The organism is Nocardiopsis sp. NPDC055824, assembly GCF_053616335.1.
The window spans coordinates 16,788-36,434 of the sequence record NZ_JBSHDN010000020.1; the positions used below are offsets into that span (position 1 = coordinate 16,788).

Consider the following 19,647-nt stretch of genomic DNA (forward strand, 5'->3'; position numbering starts at 1 on the left):
TTCAATTTCATTGCATGTGGGAAGGATTTAATTGGTGGACTTCAGGTCTTGGTATGCTTTCGACAGTAGTGCTTTTTTGATTGACTGCGCCTGGGGGTGATCTTGATGCAGAAAGTCGAAATCGAGAAATTTTCATCCTCCATTAAAAGGTTGCTCATTGGCTGGAAATAATTCTTGCGCCGTCATGGCTGCGCACATGTGGTGCGTTGATCTCAAGAGCGTCCAACAGGCGGACTGCGTATGCCTCGGACATTCGCTCTGAAGCTTGATATGGGGAAACCCACTCGACGGCTGTAGACTCGGAGGTTGGGATTTCTGTGCCACTAGAAGGCCTACAGCGGAAGACAAGGGCGACGATTCCGCGAACCATGTTCTTGTAAACGCCCGTGAGCTGTTCCACCTCGACGTGGATGCCGGTCTCTTCCAGGACCTCGCGGGCAACCCCCTCCTGCGGGGTCTCATTCAACTCCAGGACTCCGCCCGGGGGCTCCCAGTTGCCGTTGTCCCTGCGCTTGATCACCAACATCCGCCCGTCCTCGCGGATGACGGCTCCCGCTACGGACACGGAGTGCAGCGGCGTTGACGGCTTGTCTCCGGTGCTGTTACTCATGTACAGGAGCATAGGAGGAACAGAAGGACTATGACGAGCACTGTAGGGGCGCGATCTGCGAAGCCCCGGTATCTCCAGATTGCGGACGACATCGAAGAGCAGATCAGAACCGGGCGCCTGGCTCCTGCTGAGGAGATCCCGAGTGAGACCGCGCTGATGGAACGCTACGGCGTCTCGTCGGGCACGGTCCGCAAAGCTGTCGCCCAGCTCCGCACGACCGGCTTGGTGGAGACCTACCAGGGCAGGGGCTCCTTCGTGAAGTCCCGGCCTCCGGTCACTCGCAAGTCGTCGGACCGTTTCCGTCGCTCCCACCGTCGCGCGGGTAAAGCTGCCTACATCGCGGAGACCGAGCAGGCCGGCGTGAAGCCCACAGTCCAGGTCCTCTCCATCGGACCTGTCTCCGCTCCCGCTGAGATCGCTGAGCGCCTGGGCGTGGTTGGGGGGGACAAGGTTCTTGCCCGCCGCCGTCTCTACTTCAGTGACGGCACCCCTACCGAGGAAGCGACGTCCTACCTGCCGTGGGACGTAGCGCGGGACATCCCCGAGCTCTTCGAGGAGAACCCCGGTGGCGGTGGCATCTACGCGCGGCTGGAAGAGCATGGACACGAGTTCGCCGAATACACCGAGACCGTGCGGGCGCGTCTGGCCACCAAGCAGGAAGCGAGTGCGCTGGCTCTGAGCCCCGGCTCTGCGATCATCCACCTGACCCGCAATGCCGTCACCACGACTGACCGTGTGGTCGAGGTGTGCGACACGATCATGGCGGCTGACCAGTTCGTGCTCGACTACCGGATTCCCGCTACGGATTGAGAGCAGGGTGTGGGGTGCCGTGGTTCGGCGTCTCCACACAAGAGGGTTGACTCATGTACATGAGTCAGGCACTCTTATCTCACTACTCATATACATGAGTGCATGGGTTGTTCTTATGTGCATGAGAGTGCAGTAGTCCGTTGTTGTGAGCGGTGCCCTCCTCGCTATGGAGACGTGGCACCGCCAATCCACCGGGAGCGTGCTTCGTGGATGCCGTCGCCGTTTCAGAGCCGCAGCGGTGCAGGGCGTGCCGTGGACGTGGCCGAAAGACCGTCCGTTCGCGACGCCTGGTCGTGCTGCGTTCCTCGAACGCCCAGGAACCGGCCACGCGCGTCGTGTCCTGCACGGCATGCCGCGGGACCGGAACGGGCTCCTAGCGCGAGAGGGCGGAGAACCCTCCGGCCGGATCTGCTTCCGGCCCCAGGAGAGACCGTCGACAGACAACAGACCCCCGCGACGCGGTCCAGGCGTCCGGGGGCGTGGCCAACCTGACGAAAGCAGGCTGACGTGAGCGACTTTATCGCCCGGATTCGGGCTCTGGTGACTCTGATAGGACCGAAACGACACGGCAGGCACCACCGGACCGGCCCCAGGCCGTTCCACCTGCCCACTCCCGCACGGGTGCAGGTGTGGCCGGCGCCCGAACCGATCGTGATGGACGGCGACGACCCCCGGGCGTACTGCCTCCAGCGCGGCCCCTACCTGGACTGGGAACGTCGGCGCATTGCCCAGCGGGCCGAGAGGGACCGGCGGGGCATCAACCTGCTGGTGCAGATCGCGCGTTCGACTCCCGCCTTCGACGGCATGGACGAGTTGCGCGACCTGGTGCGTACCGCCATCGCCATCGGGGCGGTGCGGACGTGAACACCGATGCCTGCGGGCCGGTCTCCGGCCGTGAATCCCTCACCAGTTGGGCGCGTGAACAGGGCGTACGGGTGCGGGTGGCCTGCGAGGACTGGGAGTCCATCACCTACGAAGCCGTCTCCCCCGGCCCCGATGGGGCGTCGGTGGTGCAGCGGTACCGGTGCGTGCTTCCTCCGGCCCTGGCGCTGCGGCGCCTGCGTCTGACCTACGTCGTCGGTCTGGTCCATGAGGTGGGCGGTGCCCAGTGCACGCATGTCCGTCGTGTCGTGCCGCCGGTGCTGTCCGCGGCGGACGAGGCGGCCCGCTACGACGTGGCTCTGGTGGCTGTGGCGCTGGTGGAGGCCGAACGCCGGGCGGTGTGCGGGGCCACGGTGGACAACCTGACCGTGTACACGGTTCAGCGTGCCCAGGACTGGCGGCCCTTCTAGCGGTCCTTCTCCGACTCCCGCGTGCCCTGACGTCTTTCGAGACCACGGGGCCCAGGGCACGCGGGGTCCTTCCTTCACGGCGATGTGCACACCTGCGGATGTGCTTCCCGTCGTGCTCCCTGGTCGTCTCGTGGGGTTCATATGTGCCCCCACCTGCTGACAGGGACGACCAACACCAGTAAGCTACTCGACCACACGAGTACTAGAGTCACCAGGTGGACAACATGTCGAGTCTGGAGTTCGCTCCGCCCAAGTACGTGCAGATCGTGCGGGCGATCCAAGAGCGCATCGAAGACGGTACCTATCCGGTGGGGGAGATGCTTCCCTCCGAGTCCCGTATGGTCCGTGAGTTCGGGGCCGGGCGCTCCACGGTCGTGCGGGCCTTGCAGATCCTGAGCATGCAGGGCTGGATTGATCGTGAACACGGACGCGGGTCCTTCGTCCGCGGGGTGCCTCAGCAGAGTTCCGAGCGCTCCCATGCCGGCGCGAGTGCTTTCGATGCCTCCGAGGAGGCCAAGCGCAACCGCATCCTCACCGCCGGCCGCATCCCGGTGACGGCTGCCGTGGCCGAGGCGATCGGCGCCCCCGAGGGCTCCGCGGCCGTCATGCGCCAACGCCTGGTCCTGGACGAGGGTCAACCCAGCGAACTGGTCGCCCTCTGGTTCCCCCTGCACGTGGCCGAGGGGACCGACCTGGGCGAGACGCAGCCGATCAGCATCGGTGCCCGCGAACACGTGCAGATGGTCAAGCAGCTGCGCCCCTCCAAGGTCGTCGAACGCCTCTGCGCTCGCCTGGCCACTGACGCGGAACGCTCGTCGCTGGGGCTGGGTGAGAGTGCTCCGGTGCTGTGCATCACCGCGCGGATTCTCAACGCGGGCGGAGAGGTGATCGCGGTCGCTGAGGTGGTTCTCCCCGGTGACCTGCACGAACTGGAGGACTCCTACCCGGCCGTGTGAGTGCGGATCGAACACCGGCCACCTATCCACTTGTCCGGACGAGTGTGGCCGGTTATCCTGACTTCCACTTGACCGAACAAGTGGTTGAGTGGACATGAAATGAGAGGCTGAGAGATGGCTATTCAGGGTGCTGTATCGGTCGCGTTCGGGACCGTGTTCCCGCACGGTGCGTTCGCGCTGGGGGTGGAGCCGATCACCGATTTCGAGACCAAGCGGCCGCAGCTCGACAAGGACACGGGCCTTCCGCTGTGGGCGGTGGACGTGATCGACGCCGATCCCGAGGCGCGGGGCAAGGCCAAGTCGGTGAAGGTCAAGATCGCCGCCGAGCACTGCCCGACCCTCCCGGACGAGGTCCCCGGGCTGCCGTTCCGGCCGATCGAGTTCGAAGCGATGGCGGTCATGCCCTACGTCGACGACTCCGGCCGCCGTCCCCGGGTGGCCTACTCGCTGCGTGCCCGTGGCGTGAAGGCCCCCGGCGGTGCCGGAACACGTCGCGCCCCGGCCAAGGACGCCGCCTGACCCCCATCCGCACATGAGACGGGGCGGCCTGGTGCTCCAACACCTCGGCCGCCCCTGGAACCCCTACCCGAACCCTGCGAAAGCTTCGTGAAGAGGTGTCTTCAGTATGTCCGACAACCGCCCCGACCTGTCCACGCTGACCGGCCCCCAGCTGGTCCGTGTGTTCCTGGCCGAGATCGGCAAGCCCCGCACCACCCCCGCCGAGCACGCGGCGTTCTTCGACTTCAAGGCCCAGGTGTTCGCTGCCCTCGCCGAGCGGGGCGGCAACCCCGACGCCGCCAAGGGCGCCGAGCGCGCCCGCGCCGACCGGGACCGCATCCTCTCCCAGATCGCCACCGGCGAGACGTTGAGCGGCGGTGGCCTGTGATGCCGTTCACCTCCAAGGTCGGCTCCGCCCAGTCCAACACGACCCTGCCCTCTCCCGCTCAGGGCGTGCGGTGGACGACCCCGATCGTGGAAACCCCCGGGATCGTCGTCCTGGCCTCGTGGATCTACCGGCTGGTCCGGTTCCTGGTCACCCTGCCGTTCCGCTTCCCCGTTCTCGTTGGCTGTGTCACCGCCTCGGCAGGGGTGTGGTGGCTGGGGGACTGGCCCGCTCTCGCTGGTCTGTGGGGTCTGGCTTCGGTGGCGTCTCTGGTGTGGTGGCGTGTCTGGCCGGATTCCCACCGCACGTGGGTGACGCTGCGGCTGCTGGCGTGGTGGCGGCACGTGTTCGTGTACCGTCGCCACTGGCAACCCGTCCTGGTCATCTCCGGCCTCGCGCAGTCCTACCAGGAACGCCGCTACCTCCCCAGGATCCGCCGCGTCGTTTGCGACACCTGGGCCGACCGGGTCAAGGTCACCCTGGTGGCCGGCACCTCTCCGGCCGAGTTCGAGACCCGCGTGGCCGAGCTGGCGCACGGCTTCAACGCCCCGTCCTGCCGGGTGATCATCGACGGCCCCCGCCGCATCACGTTGGAGTTCCCCCGCTACGACACCCTCGCCGAACCCCTCGAAGCCCTTCCCGTGCCCGACGCTCCGGACCTGGGTGCTTTGCCGGTCGGCCGCTGTGAGGACGGCTCACCCTGGAAGCTGCGCCTGCACGGCACGCACGTCCTGGTCGCCGGCGTCACCGGCTCCGGCAAGGGCTCTGTGATCTGGTCCGCCATCCGCGCCATGCTCCCCGCTGTGGCCAAGGGGACGGTGCGGATCTGGGCGATCGACCCCAAGCGCATGGAGCTGTCCTACGGGCGGGGCCTGTTCGCCCACTACGCCGACACCGGAGAAACCGCGGTGGCCCTGCTGGAACAGGCGGTAGGGGACATGCAGGCGCGGGCCGAGCGCTACGCAGGAAAGCACCGCTCCCACACCCCGACCCGGACTGATCCGTTCGTGGTCGTGGTCCTGGACGAGGTCGCGTTCCTGACCGCCTACCACCCCGACCGGGACGTCCGACGCCGCGCGGAGAACGCCATAGCCACGTTGACCTCACAGGGGCGTTCGGTCGGCTTCGCCGTCCTGGCCGCCTTGCAGGACCCCCGCAAGGAGGTCATGAACCTCCGCAACCTCTTCCCCGACAAGGTCGCCCTGCGGCTGGACGAGGCCTCACAGGTGGACATGGTCCTCGGGGAAGGGGCACGCGACCGGGGCGCGAACGCCCACCTGATCGACCCCACCCTTCCCGGTGTCGGATACGTCCGCCTCGAAGGCTCACCCGCCCCGGTCCGTGTCCGGGCCGCGTACGTCTCAGACGACGACATCGCCGAGATGGCCGACGTGTACGGCCTCTCCACCTTTAAGGGAGGTGAGGCCTGATGCCGACGCCTACGGGGAAGTCCACCCGGGCCGAACGGCTCGCGCAACCCCTGGCGCGTGAGGTGGCCGAACAGGTCGCCGCCGACCACGGCGTGTGCATCCGCCCCGTGTCCCTTCGGCGCACGGACATCGCCACCGGTGAGACGACGGTGATCGACGTGCCGTGCGGGTCCACGCTGGAATCGCGCTGCCCGGCCTGCGCGAAACGGAAGCGGTCGTTGCGGCGGACCCAGTGTGAAGAGGGCTGGCACCTGGACACCGAACCCGTGGTCCAGCCCGACCCGCCCACTGACACGCAACGGGGCTGGGTGGAACAGCGGGCCGTAATGACAGCCGAACGAGACCGGCTCGCCGCCACCGGTACCGCTGATGCCGAACAGCTCGCCGCCCTGGACGCCGCCATTGCGGACCTGGACGAGGAGATCACCGCCTCCGGGCTGCGGGGCTCGGTGACCCGTTCCTCGGACGCCGCTGCGGCCAAGCCGCGCCGGGTGCGCTCCACCAAACGCCGCCAGGACGCCCCCGACCTGCCCAAGCGGCCCATGACGAGGAAGACGGTCGGCCGGGCCTACACCGATCCCACGTCCGGGAAGGTGTTCCGGCCCTCGCTCTTCATCACCCTGACCCTGGACTCCTACGGGCGGGTCCGCTCGGACGGCACCCCGGTGGACTTCGCCACCTACGACTACCGGCGTGCCGCCCGGGACGCCCTGCACTTCTCCAAGCTCGTCGACCGGTTCGTGCAGAACCTCCGACGGGTCGCCGGGTTCGACGTCCAGTACTTCGCCGCCGTCGAACCCCAACGCCGCCTGGCCCCGCACCTGCACATGGCCACACGCGGCACCCTCCCCCGGGCAGAGCTGCGCCAGATCGCCGCCGCCACCTACCACCAGGTCTGGTGGCCCAACGCCGACACGGTCCGCTTCGACGGCGACCGCCTTCCCGAATGGGACGCCTCTGCGGGAACCTTCCTCGACCCGACCACGGGCGAACTGCTCCCCACGTGGGACGAGGCCTTGGACGCCCTGGATGAGGACCCCGACCCGCAACCCCATCACGTGGTGCGCTTCGGCCGACAGGTCGACGCCAAAGGCGTGGTCGCCGGGTCCGCTGACGCCGACCGGTGCGTCCGCTACCTGGCCAAGTACCTGACCAAGGACATCGCCGAGTGCCACGCCGCCGAGACCGACCGGCAGGAACAGCACGTGGACCGTCTCCTTGACGCGCTCCGCTTCGAACCCTGCTCGCCCCGGTGCGCGAACTGGCTCCGCTACGGGGTCCAACCGGACGAGGCCAAACCGGGTATGCGCCCTGGGTTCTGCCGCTCCAAAGCCCACCGCCGCGAACACCTGGGCTACGCGGGCCGCCGCGTCCTGGTCTCGCGCAAATGGTCCGGCAAGACCCTCGCCGACCACAAAGCCGACCGCCTCACCTGGGTCCTGAACGCCCTCGGCGTCACCCCCGGCGACGACGGCCAGGGCGACGAGGACGACCGCCCGCCGCTGCTGACGGTGGCCTCCGGCTCCTTCTCCTGGGAGCTGGCCCGTCCCACCGATCCCGACGTGGCCCCTCGGGAGCAACGCCTACTCCGGGCTGTGGGCGAAGCCCTCAAACGCCGCTCGCAGCTCGCCGCTGCCCGCGACACCGGACACTCGGCAACCCGACCTCTGGAGGCCGCATGAACCGTCCCCCGACCGTCCCGAACCCCCGTAGCGAGGCGTCCCCGCTCTGGTCCGTCACCGAGGCCGCCGCCTACCTCCGCGTCCCGCCCAAGACCCTCTACGAGTGGCGCTACAAGGGCGACGGACCGCCCTCCCACCGCATCGGCCGATACGTCCGCTACATCCCCGGAGAAGTCCGCTCCTGGGTCCTCGCCCAGTAACCCACGGAAGGAACTCCCATGGCTCGCGCGTGGGTCTATGACCGCACCAAGGACAAGGCGTACGTGGAGGCGGCGAAGAAGGCCAAGGCGACCAAGCGCACGCCGCCCGGCCGGTGGTGGGTCCGCTACTACGACCCCTCCGGAAAGATCAAGAGCGGCGGCGTTTTTCAGAAGAAGCCCGACGCTGACAAGAAGAAGACCGAGATCGAGAACAGCCTCCACGAGGGCTCCTACCGCAACCCGCACGACGCCAAGGTCACCGTGGCCGAGATGGCCGAGAAGTGGCTGAGCACGCGCACGGACATCAAACGGTCCACCTGGTGGCAGTACCGTGCAGTGCTCGACAACCACGTGTTGCCGCGCTGGGGAGACCTCCGCCTCTCGGCAATCCACACCGAAGACGTGGCCGTATGGGTGGCAGAGCTTCAGAAACCCCGGGACGAGGGCGGTAGCAACCTCGGTGCTTCCCAGACCCGGCACGCGCACGTCGTGCTGTCGATGGTCCTGGGCTGGTGCGTCCCCCGGCGCATTCCCTTCAACCCGGCCAGGGGCGTACCGCTGCCCAAACCCTCCGAGGCCGAACACGTCTACCTCGACCACGCCCAGGTGGAGGCGCTGGCGAACGCCTCCCTGACACTGCGCACCAAGTACGGGCAGGAACTCGCGTCGGCCAGGGTGAGCCGCGCTCTCATCCTGCTCCTGGCCTACACCGGCATGCGGTGGAGTGAGGCCGCCGCGCTGCGCGTGGGAAGGGTCGATCTGGACAGGAGGCGTGTGCGGGTGGTGGTCACCTTCGCCGAGGTTGAGGGGAAGCTCGTCGAGCAGGCTCCTAAGAACGGGAAGTTCCGGACCGTGCCGGTGCCCAGGTCGCTCGTCTCCGAGCTGCGACCTTTCGTGGAAGGTCGGCCGGTGGACGCGTTGCTCTTCACGACCAGGCGGGGCGCTCCGCTGCGCATCCGGAACTGGCGCAACCGTGAGTTCTCCTTGGCCGTGCAGGCGGCGGAACTGGGAGACAGGGGACTGACCCCCCACAAGCTCCGGCACACGGCCGCGTCACTGGCCATCGCCGCCGGCGCGGATGTCAAGGTTGTGCAAGCGATGCTCGGCCACAAGACCGCGACCATGACCCTGGACCGGTACGGGCACCTGTTCCCCGACCGCCTGGACGAGGTCGCGGACGCGATGGACGCCGCTCGGCAGAGGGTCCTTGCCGCCTGACCCCGGGAACGGCGAAAGCCGGTGGCCTGGTCCATGTGCGATAAATGTGCGATGGAGCCGGGCGACCGGCCTTCTCTGTCTCTCCCGCGAGCTGCTGACCTGCGGGTTCTGCGGAGGGTATGGGATTTGAACCCATGAAGCCCCGTCAAGGACTTGGTGCTTTTCAAGAGCACTGCACTCGGCCGCTATGCGAACCCTCCCGGGAGAGTGACTCTCCGCCAGTCATGGTAGCCCACGGGGACGGGCGGCTTCGCGGGGATCTCCCGCTCCGGTTCCGGGGTGGTCGGCGGCACGGGAGGGCGGGGCCCGGGGGCCGCCCGGCAGCGACTGCGGGGGCATGGCGGACACGAACGCCGTTACGGCGGAGGCGCCCCGGTCCGGTCCCGGTCGCACCACCCCTTCCGCACGGTCCGACCGGGGTCTCCACAGGTCCGACCCCGGCGACGGGGCCGGTCGCTTGTCGGAGCCCCTGGGTAGGTTGACGCTGTACGACACCTACGAGGAGGCCGACCCGTGAAACTGCGAGTGGATCGCGACGCGTTCGCCGAGGCGGTCGCCTGGACCGCGAGGGCACTGCCCACCCGTCCCGCGGTGCCCGTGCTCGCGGGGATCCGGATGGAGGTCTCCGGGGACGGCTCGGCGCTGCACCTGTCCGGGTTCGACTACGAGGTCTCCACGCGCGCGTCCGTGGACGTCCTCTCCGAGGAGTCCGGAGCCGCCCTCGTCCCGGGCCGCCTCCTGGCCGAGATCGTGCGCAACCTCCCCCCGGGCTCGGTGCACATCGACACCGACGGCGCCAAACTGCGGGTCGTCGGCGGCGCCGCCCGCTTCACCCTCATCACCATGCCGCTGGAGGACTACCCCTCCCTGCCCGGCATGCCCGGCCTGATCGGCTCCGTGTCCGCGGACGCCTTCACCACAGCCGTGCGCCAGGTGGCCCCGGCCGCGAGCCGGGACGACACGCTTCCCATGCTCACGGGCGCCTACCTCGACTTCACGGGCGACTCCCTCAGCGTGGTCGCGACCGACCGCTACCGCATCGCCGTGCGCGACCTGCGGTGGAACCCCTCCGACCAGGGCGTGGACACCGCGGCCCTGGTGCCGGCGCGCACCCTGTACGACACCGTGCGCGGACTGGTCAACCGCTCCGACGTGGACATCGCCCTGTCCTCGGGGACGCCGGGCGGGGGTGCGGGCCTGTCGCCGGGGGAGGGGATGATCGGCTTCGGGAACGGTGAGCGCCGCACCACCACCCGGCTGATCGACAGCGAGTTCGTCAAGTACGCCTCGTGGTTCCCGCAGGAGTTCTCGGCCCGCGCCGAGGTGGCGGTCGGCCCTCTGGCGGAGGCGGTCAAGCGGGTGGCGCTGGTCGCGGACCGCAACACCCCGCTGAGGCTGGCGTTCACCGAGGGGGAGGTCCTCCTGGAGGCGGGTTCGGGGGACGACGCCCAGGCGGTGGAGGCGATCGAGGTCTCCTACGAGGGGGAGCCGCTGCGCATGGCCTTCCGGCCCGACTACCTGATGGACGGTCTGACGGCGGTGGAGACCGACACCGCGTACCTCAACTTCACCGAGCAGACGAAACCCGCCGTGTTCACCGACGTTCCCGCCGAGGAGGGGGAGAACCCGTCCTTCCGCTATCTGGTTCAACCGTTGCGGGTGTCCTGAACAGGGATTGAGGCCTTTTCCCACGTCGGCCGCGCCTTATCCACAGAGTTATCCACAGGAAGGCGAACTTCCTGTGGATAACCCGGGGTAATCGTCTGCAGAGAACGCCCGAACCACCCCTGGTGGACTCTCGCATTTCTGCTTTGACATGCGAAAACATCACGAGGGGCGGTTCTGTGCACAGCCTGTGGACAACGCGGGGCGGTGAGCCCTATTCGCCCTCTGCCAGGGTGGACGTCCCCCCGCGGCTCACCGGGGTGTCCAGCCCGAGTTCGGCCTGGCGCCCCCGTCTGTACCCCGCGCGGTAGCCCGCCGCGCTGTGCGTACGCTCCGGCCGGTGCTTGCGCAACTGGGGGAACTGCTTCTGGAACTCCTCACGCACGCGGTTCACGTCGTTGAGCAGGACCAGTTCCGTTCCGCGGGCCGCGTCGACGCTCTCACTGGACCCGTCGGAACCCCCCGGAGCGGCCATTTCCTGCAACCGCGCCCGGAACTCCCGAATGCGTTCCGCGACCGCACGCCCGTAGGCGCGCACGAACGACCGGTAGTAGCGCTTGCGTTCGGTCTCCAGCTCCGACCTGGTGTAGTTGCGCAGTTCGCGGATGTCCGCCACGTGCGACGAACTCATGAACTTGGCCGACGACTCCATCTGCATGGAGATCGACGGCATCAGCATCCGCAGCGCGTCCAGCGCGCTCACCGTCCCCACCAGGATGATGACGCGGTCGGTGTTCTCGGAGTTGTTGCCTCTGACCGCCGACTGGCAGCCGTAGGCGGCGGCGATGTCGGCCAGTGCCCGGACCCGGGCCTTTCCGTGGCCGCCCACCCCTGCGACGGTGTAGTCCATGCGGCTGATCGCGTCCGGTTCCTCGCCCCTCTCGGCGCGGGCCTCGGCCTCCGCGATCGCGTGGCGGGTCATCAGCTCGGCGGCCTTGGCGGTGAACGCCTGGCTCTCGGCGTCAGTCACCGAGGGGTCCTCCGCCATGCGGAGGAGCCCTCGGACCCGCTCGACCATTTTCTGACGAGCAGCTTCAGTCATCGGCGCCCGGTTGTCTCCCGTCGGTGAGTGTCCAGTTCCCGCCACCGGCGGGAAACACCGAGCCTAGGCGTTCTTGTTCCCGACCACCATCGCGATGAGCCCGACGGTGACCCAGATCGCCGCCGCGACGAGCAACCCGCCGAACAGGGCGCCGAACAGCCCGGCGATCGGGGCGGCCAGGATCGAGGTCGCGTAGCTGACGATCGCGTAGCCCGCACCGCCGACCGCGGCGGGCACGGCGGCGTAGCGGAAGGGGTAGGTGGCCGCGTAGCGCCTGCCCCGGCGGTCGGCCTTCTGGCGCATCACACCGCCGACGCCGCCGATCAGTGCGAAGAAGATCACCGCGGCGGTCAGCCCGGACGAGAGGGCGCCGGCGCCCAGGTTCAGCAGGAAGAAGAGGGCACCACCGGCCGCGCCCCCCAGGACCGAGGTGGTCCAGGGCCAGATCATCGTCGCCGAGGCGACGGGAGTGAATGCGTTACCGCGCTCCAGCGTCATGTCCACTGCTCCAGTCGAATCGCGTGACGACCGCTCTTCGACGGGCCGTCCGCTCCAGCATGCAGTCTCGGGGCTCCACGCGCATCAGGGCCCGTCCCTGACTTACCCCCGAGTCCGCGCCCCGGCACATCGCCGGATCCGCGGCAGCGAGGGCACCGGGTGACGGGAGCCCTCGGAGGGGCAACGATCAGCCGGTCGCGGAAGTGCCCGGACCACCGGGGTTCCCGTCGGAGGACGCCGACAGGTCCGCGGACAAACGGGGCCAGGCGGTGCGGAACGCGGGCAGCAGGGGCAGCGCCTCCAGGCGGTCCACCGGGACCCACCGGACCTCCTTGCTCTCGGTGTTGCCCGGCCGGAACGGCGTCATCTCCGCGACCCTGGCCAGGAACGTGTCGTAGCGCCACACCTGGAGGTCCTGTTCGTGGACGCCCACGAGGGTGTACTCGCCCAGGTCGCCGGCGATCTCCTCCCGGAATTCCCGGACGGCGGCCTCCAGCGGCGTCTCGTCCCTGTTCCTGGCGCCTCCGGGGATGCCCCAGGTCCCGCCCATGTGCGTCCACCCGGCCCGGTGCTGGAGCAGCACGTGGCCGGTTCCGGCCACGTCGGTGGTGTACAGCAGCAGGCCGGCCGCGCCGTACACCCCCCACCGCCGGGAACCGTCGGGCAGACTGACCCAGCCGTTTCCGTCGCCCTCCAGCATCACGTCCTCCACATCGGCTTCCCTTCCGGACCACGGGGGACGTCCGTCCTCCCGTGCACAACGATCGGACACGGGCGATCATGCCCGTGCTCCTCCGAACCTATGGCCCGCCCGGAGGCCTCCGCAGCACTTCTCCGTTGTACGGGGCGGATACCGCGTGCCGCCGCCCGGACGGGCGGCTCGTGCGGGGGAGGGGAGCCGGGGGTCCCGGGGGAACGGCCGCGGCGGACCGCGAGGCGCGGGCGCGAAGGCCGGCGCCGGACCCGGAGGAGACGAATGGAGGCGGTGCCGTTATCGGGATACCGGGAGCATATACGGAAGCGGTATCGCCTTCCCCGTGGGGATTTTTGCTTTTTCGTGCTTTTCGGCACGGGTGCGGGGACGCGGGCGCGTCGCGGAAGTCGCGGGGTTTCCCGTGGGAAGGCGAGCCCCTTCCGGTCCCGGGTCGAGGGGTTCCCACCTGCCATGACGCCACGGTGTGGGGGTCTTCGCCCTGCGTCGGCGGTCCGCAACCGGCCAAGCGGTGGTGAGGAGCCGGTGGGACGGGGTAAGAGTGAACGGCATGCGAACAACGGCCGACGCCACACCGATTCCGGCGCTGAAAGAAGACTGAAAGCGCGGTGGAAGAAGATCTCTCTAGTGTGGAACTCGTTCGACGCGAAGGCCTCCATGAGAGGACGGCTCATGGTCGCCTACCAGCGCGACGTTCGTTGGACACATGCCACCCGTGGTGTGTTCTGAGGCGGGACTCGCCGCGGGTGGCCGGTCCGCCGGAGGGCGGTGAGTCCGTTTGATGCTTCACAGGCGACGTAGGGCCACATTGCGGCTCTACACGAGTGCGGTGAGAAGAGGAGTTCGTGTGCCGGAGATGTTGACCGTGGATGAGCGGTTCGAGGCGATCATCGCCGACGCGACTCCTGTGGCGAGGATGAATCCGCTGCGCGAGCCGGACCCCGAGCAGAGGCCCCCGGCCGAGCAGAAGCCTGTCGAGAGTGCTCCCGAGCAGGAAAAGCCCAGCCAGGACGAGTAGCGTCCGGCAGGGTGGTCCAGCGGTCACTCCGAGTACCTGGGTGGAGGGGGGTACTCGGAGCCGTTGGCATGTCCGCATCCCGTTTTTCCGCAATGTCGCTTGCTAGGGTTGCTGCTTGTGGAATTCGGCGTGCTTGGCCCCATCACCGTCTGGTCCGGAGGCCGACCGATACCGGTCGGCGGTCCGCGCCAGCGCTGTGTACTGGGCGCCCTGCTGGTCCACCTCGGGCGTGAGGTCACCGTCGACCAGCTGATCGGCTACTTGTGGAGCGACGACCCGCCGCGTACCGCGCGTTCGGTCATCCAGGTCCAGATCTCCCACCTCCGCCGCATCCTCCCCGACAGCATCGCCACCACCTCGGGCGGTTACGCCCTGGACGTGGCCCCCGACACGGTCGACCTGCACCGGTTCCGGGGCCTCCGGGACGCCGCGGCCAAGGCCGAGCCGCAGGAGAGGGCCGACCTGCTCGACCGCGCGCTCTCGTGCTGGCGCGGGGTGCCCTTCTCCGGGGTCGGTTCCGAATACCTCGACTACTCCGTGGTCGCCCCCCTGCGCGAGGAGCGGTGGTCGGCCGTCGTCGGCTGGGCCACCTGCTCCCTGGAGCTCGGCCGCCACGCGGAGGTGGCCTCCCGCCTGACCCCCCTGGTCAGCGAGGAGCCGTTCCGCGAGCGCCTGCACCACCTGCTCATCACCGCCCTGTGGCGGGACAACGAGCGGGCCAGGGCGCTCGCCGTCTACGAGGAGTTCCGCTCCCGGCTCGCCGACGAACTGGGGGTCGACCCGGGCCCCGAGCTCACCGCCCTCCACGCCCGGATCCTCCAGGAGGACGCCGACCGGGAGGAGCCGGCGGCCGGAGCGCCAACGGAATCAGGGTTTCGTTACCTGGTCCGCAACGACCTCCCCCGCGACCTCCCCGACTTCACCGGGCGGCAGGGTCCCCTGCGCCAGCTCGAGGAGATGGCCGTCACCGGCGACGGAAGGGCCAAGGTCTGCGTCATCACCGGAGCCGGCGGCGAGGGGAAGACCACCACCGCGGTCCGTTTCGGTTACGAAGCCGCGAAACGTTATACCGACGGCCAGCTGTTCCTCGACCTGTACGGCTACACCTCGAACAAGGAGCCCCTGGACCCCTCCTCGGCCCTCGGGGCCCTCCTGCGCGCGGTCGGCGTCGAGCCCGAGGCGGTGCCCGAGTCGCTCGACGAGCGGTCGGCCCTCTGGCGGGCGACCCTCATGGGCCGCAAGGCGCTGCTCATCCTGGACAACGCGGCGAGCTACGCGCAGGTCAGCCCCCTGCTGCTGTCCTCGCCGGGGGCCCTCACGCTGATCACCACCCGCAACGAGCTCTCCGGTCTCAGCGGCGCCCGGTTCCTCTCCCTCGGCATGTTCGACGAGGAGTCGTCGCTGGAGCTCTTCGGCCGCATCCTGGGCGAGGAGCGCGTCCGGCGCGAGCCGGAGCAGGCACGGGAGATCGTCCGCATCTGCGGGGGCCTGCCCCTGGCGCTCAGGGTCATCGCCGGCCGGATGCTCAGCCGGCCGAAGTGGTCCTTCTTGCACGTGGCCAGGAGGCTGGGCGAGCAGAACCGCAAGTTCCGTGAGCTCCAGGTCGAGGGCCAGAGCGTCGAGGCCGCCATCGACCTCTCCTACCAGAGCCTCAACCCCGGGCAGCGCCACGCCTTCCTCACCCTGGGCCTGATGATCGGGAGCACCATCGACCTGGCCGGGGCCTCCGCGCTCCTGGACATGACGGTGGAGGACGCCGACGACATCCTCCAGGAACTCGTCGGGATGTGCCTGCTCGACGAGCCCCAGGGCGACGTCTACCGGATGCACGACCTGATCAGGGAGTTCGCCCTGGACAGGGCGACGTCGGAGTTCGACGGGGCCACGGCGGACCGGTCCAGGGCCCGCCTGGCCGAGTACTACCTGGTGACGGCGCAGCACGCGGCCTCCCTCCTGGGGCCGCGCGTGCGGGACGCGGCCGAGGACGAGCGCCCCGGATACCGCACGGACCTCGGCGGCAGGGAGGACGCGGAGGGCTGGTTCTCCCTCCACCAGGAGAACCTCGCCGACACCATCGAGTACTTCGCCTCCAAGGACAACGAGGACCGCGCCTGGAAGATGGCCGAGGCCGTGTGGCGCTTCTACGCCCTCCACGGTGAGATGGGCCTGCTGGTCAGCTCGCACGAGCGCGCTCTCCAGATCAACAGCAAGCAGGGCAACCAGCGCGGCCGTGCCGTGACCCTCATCGGCCTGGGGATCGCCCACTACATCTCCGGTCGCTTCGAGGAGGCCATGGCCTACCTCACCGAGGCGCACGGCCTGCTGGAGTCGGTGGGGGACCGGAGGGGTATCATCCGCGCCCTGGGAAACCTCGGCATGGTCTACGAGAGGATGGGCCGCTTCGCGGACTCGGCCGCGGCCATCCAGGGGGTCCTGGACTACGCCTCGGAGCTCGGCAACGACCGGATCGAGGCCCTCCAGTGGGGAAACCTGGCCGTACTGCGCCAGACGCTCGGGGACCACCGGGAGGCGATCCGCTGCGCCGAGCAGGCGATCCTCAAGTCGGTGGAGGAGGACCAGGCCGAGACGCGGGTGGTGGCCAAGCGCGTGATCGGGGAGGCCAGGACCGGCCTGGGCGAACTGGAGCTCGCCTTCCGGGACCTCAACGAGGCGCTCGAACTCTCCCTGCGGCTGCGCCTGGTCGCCCACCAGATCTTCGTCCGCAACTCCCTCGGACGGGCGTACCGGGCGGCGGAGTGCTGGGACGAGGCGATCGCGTCCCACACGGAGGCCCTGGCCCTCGCGGAGAAGTCCGGCGACCACAGCGGCGACGCCGAGATCCTCCACGACCTCGGTGTCACCTACGCGGTCGCGGGCCGGCCGGAGGAGGCGGCCGTCGAGCTGGAGAGGTCGCGGGCCGTCGCCGTCGACAGGAACGAGACGCACACGATCGCCTGCGCCGCGCTCGCCCTGGGCGGGCTGCCCGCACCCGCGGTGGCCCCGGACCGGGCCCACACGCTCCTCCGGGAGGCCGAGGAGATCTTCACGCAGCTGGGCCTGCCCGAGGCGGAGCAGGCGCGGGAGACCCTCGCGGCCCTCTCCGAGACCCTCAGCTGACGATCCTCCGGAGCCTCCGCGCACGGCGCGGTCCCAGCCACCCGCCGCTGCGGCGCATGGACCACAGGGACAGGGTGACGGGCAGGAAGCGCACGGGCCGGGGCACCCGGGGGTACACCGCCCGGGTCACCCGCACGACCCGGTCGAAGCGGCGCTGCCGTGCGTCCGACCACGGGATGCGGAACTGCTCGCGCAGGTCCGGGGGGAGCAGCCCGCCGGTCAGCAGCAGCTGGGCCCTCATCAGCGGGCGCAGGGGCGCGGAGGCGGGGTGGAAGAGCTCCCGGGTGATGCTCCGTGCCTCCTCTCCCACGCGGAGAGCGCGCATGCCCGCCTCCCAGTAGGCGTCGAACTCCGCCGGGGTGGCGGGCCACTCCTCCTCCGGCAGGCCCAGCGCGGTGGCGAACGCCGACGCCTCGCGGAGGAAGGCGGCGTACTCCTCCGCACCGAGTTCCCCGAACACCATCGCGTTCAGCCGGGACGAGGAGTGGAACAGGGTGGCGGCCACCCACAGCAGCAGGTCGTGGTCGAGAGCCCGGTAGCCGGGGCCGGTCACCTTCTGGTGCATGGCTCGCACGATGGCGTGCAGGCGCCGCTTCTCCTCCTCGGTGCCGTAGATCGTGCCGTACACGAAGTAGAGCGTGCCGAGCAGGCGGGCGAACGGCCGGGACGCGAAGGAGCTGTGGTCGTGGACCCCCCGGGCGACGCTGGGGTGGGCGATCTGGAGCAGCACGGCGTAGCCCGCGCCGCCGAGGGCGCACGCCTCCCCGCCGGCCCGGCGCAGGGGTGTCTCATCGGATGATCGGCCCATGCCTCGGATGGTACGACAACGGGCCGTGCCCTGTGCGGGACGCGCGTCCGTCCGCCCGGCGGTACGCCCGGTCCGCGGCCGGGATGGCAGGGCGGGCGCACGCTGTTCAAGGGCCGAGCGAGCGGAACACCCCGGGGCTGGTCAGGGCGTCGGTGTTGTCCACGAGCTGGTCGACCGCGCCCACCGGCGGCCGATCCGCGAGCTCCGGGTCCGCCACCCTTTCCGACAGCGCGGTGGCGAACCGGGCGGCGTCGAGCACGGGCCAGGGGCGGTCGTGGAAGGGGCGGGGGCGGGTGTCCAGGCGCGCGGCGAGACCTGTCCGGTTCTGCCTCTCGCCGACCAGGGCGCAGGCGTCGGCGAGCGCCGCGGGGTCCGCGTCCAGCCCCCGGGTCAGGAGCGGGGTGAGTTCGGCCGTGTCGGGAAGCCGGGAGAAGGCGCTGCCCAGCCACTTCGGGTACGGCGGGTAGTGCCGGGCGAGCAGCAGGGCCAGACGCATGAGGTCGCGGACCAGGCGTGCGGCCACCACCCGCGCGCCGAGCACGTCGCCCACCTCGGCGCAGCGGCCGACGAACGCCTCCTCCTGGGCGATCCGCTGCCACTGGCAGGCCAGCACGTACCTCCACACGTCGTCCGGATACCAGTCCAGGGCCTGCCGGGACCGTGTGAGGTCGCCCGCCGAGTCGTGGAAGACGGCGCCGCCCACCGCCTCCGCCAACCGCTGCGTGGGGGTGGCGAGCCAGTCGCTGACGGACACCCCGCACCGGGGGTCGAAGCCCAGGTGGGCGCCGAACCAGGCGCCGGGGTCGACGACCTCCACCCGGTGGCGCCCGCCGGGGTGGTCGGCGTCCGGGAGCCATGTCTGCGGAGGGCCGTCGCCGGGGGCGAACCGGACGGGCCAGCCGCGCACCCGCTCGGGGAGGCGCTCCTCGAGCAGCTCCAGCACCCGGGACCTGGCGCCGGGATCGGAGACGAAGAGCTGGAGGCGCGGTCCCCAGCCGTGGTCGGTGGAGCGCGCGGTGTCCAGTCCGAGGACCTCCGAGCCGGGACCCACCAGCGCGGCGGCGTACGGGAGGTCCGGGTGCTCGGCCCGGAGGAGCGGGGCGACCGCCTCCGAGTACAGGGCGCGGGACAGGTCGAGGCCGGGAAGGAAGTCTGGCGGCATGCCGGTGAGCCTAGACGGGCGCTGCCGTGAGGGCGACGGGGTTCGACCGGGTCCACCGCCCGCAGGCCGACGCGGTCCCGTCCCGGTGCGGGGCGAGAGGGGCCCGTGGGGCGGGGTAAGAAAATTATGTCTTCAAGGACAGGTCTGGTGCTGAACGTCCCACCTGGGGGCATTGGTATAGCAGTGACGCGGCAGACCGCGGCCCCATTCTGTTAAGTATCTTTCCAGTTCATGGCTCTGGTGCCGTGGAGGCGACGGCAGGACCAGCCCGCGACCGGGCCGAATGGGCGGTCCCAGCGGTACGGGTGGGACGCGGTACCCCCTCGTAACAGGAGTCTTGACGTCCGGTTACGGGGTGCTTACCGTCTTCCGCAACGGTTGGAGAGGACATTCCGGGGACGCCCGGAGTCTCCAGGACAGAGCTGTCCGACGTTCGCAGGGAATATCCGAGCCCTCGTGGACGCCCTCCGCCCCCCTGGACCGGAGACGGTCCGGGTCACCCCCGCTACGAGACCCGACCGGGCCGCAGGGCCGGCAGGGGATC

19 protein-coding genes and 1 tRNA gene are annotated in these 19,647 nt (G+C 69.6%); 13 read left to right on the plus strand and 7 right to left on the minus strand.

Features of this window, described 5'->3' with window-relative positions; genetic code table 11:
- Positions 1-154 precede the first annotated feature (154 nt).
- The gene (locus ACWGL3_RS07310) at positions 155-610 is read right to left on the minus strand and encodes an NUDIX hydrolase (protein ID WP_452461043.1); all 456 of its coding nucleotides are present in this window, start codon (positions 608-610) and stop codon (positions 155-157) included.
- A gap of 30 nt (positions 611-640) precedes the next feature.
- Between ACWGL3_RS07310 and ACWGL3_RS07315 the strand changes: the two genes are divergently transcribed.
- The 10 genes from ACWGL3_RS07315 (at position 641) to ACWGL3_RS07360 (ending at position 9,081) form a co-directional block, all read left to right on the plus strand.
- A complete protein-coding gene (locus tag ACWGL3_RS07315) occupies positions 641-1,420 on the plus strand; it encodes a GntR family transcriptional regulator (protein WP_452461044.1) in 780 nt (259 codons plus the stop codon).
- Between the two features lie 621 nt (positions 1,421-2,041).
- The gene (locus ACWGL3_RS07320; RefSeq protein ID WP_452461045.1) at positions 2,042-2,284 is read left to right on the plus strand and encodes a hypothetical protein; all 243 of its coding nucleotides are present in this window, start codon (positions 2,042-2,044) and stop codon (positions 2,282-2,284) included.
- Positions 2,281-2,712, plus strand: coding sequence for a hypothetical protein (locus ACWGL3_RS07325; RefSeq protein WP_452461046.1), 432 nt, complete (start codon positions 2,281-2,283; stop codon positions 2,710-2,712). Before ACWGL3_RS07320 ends, ACWGL3_RS07325 begins: the two co-directional genes overlap by 4 nt.
- 215 nt (positions 2,713-2,927) lie before the next feature.
- A complete protein-coding gene (locus tag ACWGL3_RS07330; RefSeq protein ID WP_452461047.1) occupies positions 2,928-3,668 on the plus strand; it encodes a GntR family transcriptional regulator in 741 nt (246 codons plus the stop codon).
- A 114-nt stretch (positions 3,669-3,782) separates the two neighbouring features.
- A complete protein-coding gene (locus ACWGL3_RS07335) occupies positions 3,783-4,187 on the plus strand; it encodes a plasmid replication, integration and excision activator (RefSeq protein ID WP_452461048.1) in 405 nt (134 codons plus the stop codon).
- Positions 4,188-4,293: 106 nt separating this feature from the next.
- A complete protein-coding gene (locus ACWGL3_RS07340) occupies positions 4,294-4,554 on the plus strand; it encodes a hypothetical protein (protein WP_452461049.1) in 261 nt (86 codons plus the stop codon).
- On the plus strand, positions 4,554-5,981 hold the full coding sequence (locus ACWGL3_RS07345; RefSeq protein ID WP_452461050.1) for an FtsK/SpoIIIE domain-containing protein: 1,428 nt from the start codon (positions 4,554-4,556) through the stop codon (positions 5,979-5,981). Before ACWGL3_RS07340 ends, ACWGL3_RS07345 begins: the two co-directional genes overlap by 1 nt.
- Positions 5,981-7,663 (plus strand): replication initiator, encoded by a 1,683-nt coding sequence (locus ACWGL3_RS07350; protein ID WP_452461051.1) that lies wholly within the window; start codon positions 5,981-5,983, stop codon positions 7,661-7,663. The genes ACWGL3_RS07345 and ACWGL3_RS07350 overlap by 1 nt, the downstream gene beginning before the upstream one ends.
- Entirely contained in the window at positions 7,660-7,863 is a 204-nt protein-coding gene (locus ACWGL3_RS07355) for a helix-turn-helix domain-containing protein (RefSeq protein ID WP_452461052.1), read from the plus strand. Before ACWGL3_RS07350 ends, ACWGL3_RS07355 begins: the two co-directional genes overlap by 4 nt.
- An 18-nt stretch (positions 7,864-7,881) precedes the next feature.
- A complete protein-coding gene (locus ACWGL3_RS07360; RefSeq protein ID WP_452461053.1) occupies positions 7,882-9,081 on the plus strand; it encodes a tyrosine-type recombinase/integrase in 1,200 nt (399 codons plus the stop codon).
- A gap of 111 nt (positions 9,082-9,192) precedes the next feature.
- Here ACWGL3_RS07360 and ACWGL3_RS07365 read toward each other — a convergent pair.
- Positions 9,193-9,281 (minus strand) — tRNA-Ser (locus ACWGL3_RS07365).
- Between the two features lie 325 nt (positions 9,282-9,606).
- Between ACWGL3_RS07365 and dnaN the strand changes: the two genes are divergently transcribed.
- A complete protein-coding gene (gene dnaN / locus ACWGL3_RS07370; RefSeq protein WP_267950201.1) occupies positions 9,607-10,749 on the plus strand; it encodes a DNA polymerase III subunit beta in 1,143 nt (380 codons plus the stop codon).
- Positions 10,750-10,960: 211 nt separating this feature from the next.
- Here dnaN and ACWGL3_RS07375 read toward each other — a convergent pair whose 3' ends face one another.
- The 3 genes from ACWGL3_RS07375 to ACWGL3_RS07385 form a co-directional block, all read right to left on the minus strand.
- Positions 10,961-11,764 (minus strand): DUF2786 domain-containing protein, encoded by an 804-nt coding sequence (locus tag ACWGL3_RS07375; RefSeq protein ID WP_452461063.1) that lies wholly within the window; start codon positions 11,762-11,764, stop codon positions 10,961-10,963.
- An 87-nt stretch (positions 11,765-11,851) separates the two neighbouring features.
- Positions 11,852-12,286: a hypothetical protein gene (locus ACWGL3_RS07380; protein WP_267950203.1), complete on the minus strand. Its 435-nt coding sequence runs from the start codon at positions 12,284-12,286 to the stop codon at positions 11,852-11,854.
- A 187-nt stretch (positions 12,287-12,473) separates the two neighbouring features.
- Positions 12,474-12,986, minus strand: coding sequence for an NUDIX hydrolase (locus ACWGL3_RS07385; RefSeq protein WP_267950204.1), 513 nt, complete (start codon positions 12,984-12,986; stop codon positions 12,474-12,476).
- An 868-nt stretch (positions 12,987-13,854) separates the two neighbouring features.
- Between ACWGL3_RS07385 and ACWGL3_RS07390 the strand changes: the two genes are divergently transcribed.
- Complete coding sequence (locus ACWGL3_RS07390) at positions 13,855-14,016, plus strand: hypothetical protein (RefSeq protein WP_267950590.1); 162 nt, start codon at positions 13,855-13,857, stop codon at positions 14,014-14,016.
- A gap of 129 nt (positions 14,017-14,145) precedes the next feature.
- The gene (locus tag ACWGL3_RS07395; protein ID WP_267947447.1) at positions 14,146-17,133 is read left to right on the plus strand and encodes an AfsR/SARP family transcriptional regulator; all 2,988 of its coding nucleotides are present in this window, start codon (positions 14,146-14,148) and stop codon (positions 17,131-17,133) included.
- Here the strand turns inward: ACWGL3_RS07395 and ACWGL3_RS07400 are convergent.
- A complete protein-coding gene (locus ACWGL3_RS07400) occupies positions 17,126-17,941 on the minus strand; it encodes an oxygenase MpaB family protein (RefSeq protein ID WP_452461054.1) in 816 nt (271 codons plus the stop codon). The two genes, ACWGL3_RS07395 and ACWGL3_RS07400, sit on opposite strands and share 8 nt — an antisense overlap.
- 106 nt (positions 17,942-18,047) lie before the next feature.
- Positions 18,048-19,103, minus strand: a complete 1,056-nt coding sequence (locus ACWGL3_RS07405) for a DUF4037 domain-containing protein (protein ID WP_452461055.1) — start codon at positions 19,101-19,103, stop codon at positions 18,048-18,050.
- Positions 19,104-19,647 lie beyond the last annotated feature (544 nt).

Excerpts from the sequence above, each read along its gene's own strand:
- ACWGL3_RS07350 (WP_452461051.1), top strand. The coding sequence starts at position 5,981 with ATGCCGACGCCTACGGGGAAGTCCACCCGGGCCGAACGGCTCGCGCAA.
- ACWGL3_RS07345 (WP_452461050.1), top strand. The coding sequence starts at position 4,554 with ATGCCGTTCACCTCCAAGGTCGGCTCCGCCCAGTCCAACACGACCCTG.
- ACWGL3_RS07390 (WP_267950590.1), top strand. The coding sequence starts at position 13,855 with ATGTTGACCGTGGATGAGCGGTTCGAGGCGATCATCGCCGACGCGACT.
- ACWGL3_RS07360 (WP_452461053.1), top strand. The coding sequence starts at position 7,882 with ATGGCTCGCGCGTGGGTCTATGACCGCACCAAGGACAAGGCGTACGTG.
- ACWGL3_RS07380 (WP_267950203.1), bottom strand. The coding sequence starts at position 12,286 with ATGACGCTGGAGCGCGGTAACGCATTCACTCCCGTCGCCTCGGCGACG.
- ACWGL3_RS07340 (WP_452461049.1), top strand. The coding sequence starts at position 4,294 with ATGTCCGACAACCGCCCCGACCTGTCCACGCTGACCGGCCCCCAGCTG.
- ACWGL3_RS07355 (WP_452461052.1), top strand. The coding sequence starts at position 7,660 with ATGAACCGTCCCCCGACCGTCCCGAACCCCCGTAGCGAGGCGTCCCCG.
- ACWGL3_RS07315 (WP_452461044.1), top strand. The coding sequence starts at position 641 with ATGACGAGCACTGTAGGGGCGCGATCTGCGAAGCCCCGGTATCTCCAG.
- ACWGL3_RS07375 (WP_452461063.1), bottom strand. The coding sequence starts at position 11,764 with ATGGTCGAGCGGGTCCGAGGGCTCCTCCGCATGGCGGAGGACCCCTCG.
- ACWGL3_RS07335 (WP_452461048.1), top strand. The coding sequence starts at position 3,783 with ATGGCTATTCAGGGTGCTGTATCGGTCGCGTTCGGGACCGTGTTCCCG.
- ACWGL3_RS07400 (WP_452461054.1), bottom strand. The coding sequence starts at position 17,941 with ATGGGCCGATCATCCGATGAGACACCCCTGCGCCGGGCCGGCGGGGAG.
- ACWGL3_RS07310 (WP_452461043.1), bottom strand. The coding sequence starts at position 610 with ATGAGTAACAGCACCGGAGACAAGCCGTCAACGCCGCTGCACTCCGTG.
- ACWGL3_RS07385 (WP_267950204.1), bottom strand. The coding sequence starts at position 12,986 with ATGCTGGAGGGCGACGGAAACGGCTGGGTCAGTCTGCCCGACGGTTCC.
- ACWGL3_RS07405 (WP_452461055.1), bottom strand. The coding sequence starts at position 19,103 with ATGCCGCCAGACTTCCTTCCCGGCCTCGACCTGTCCCGCGCCCTGTAC.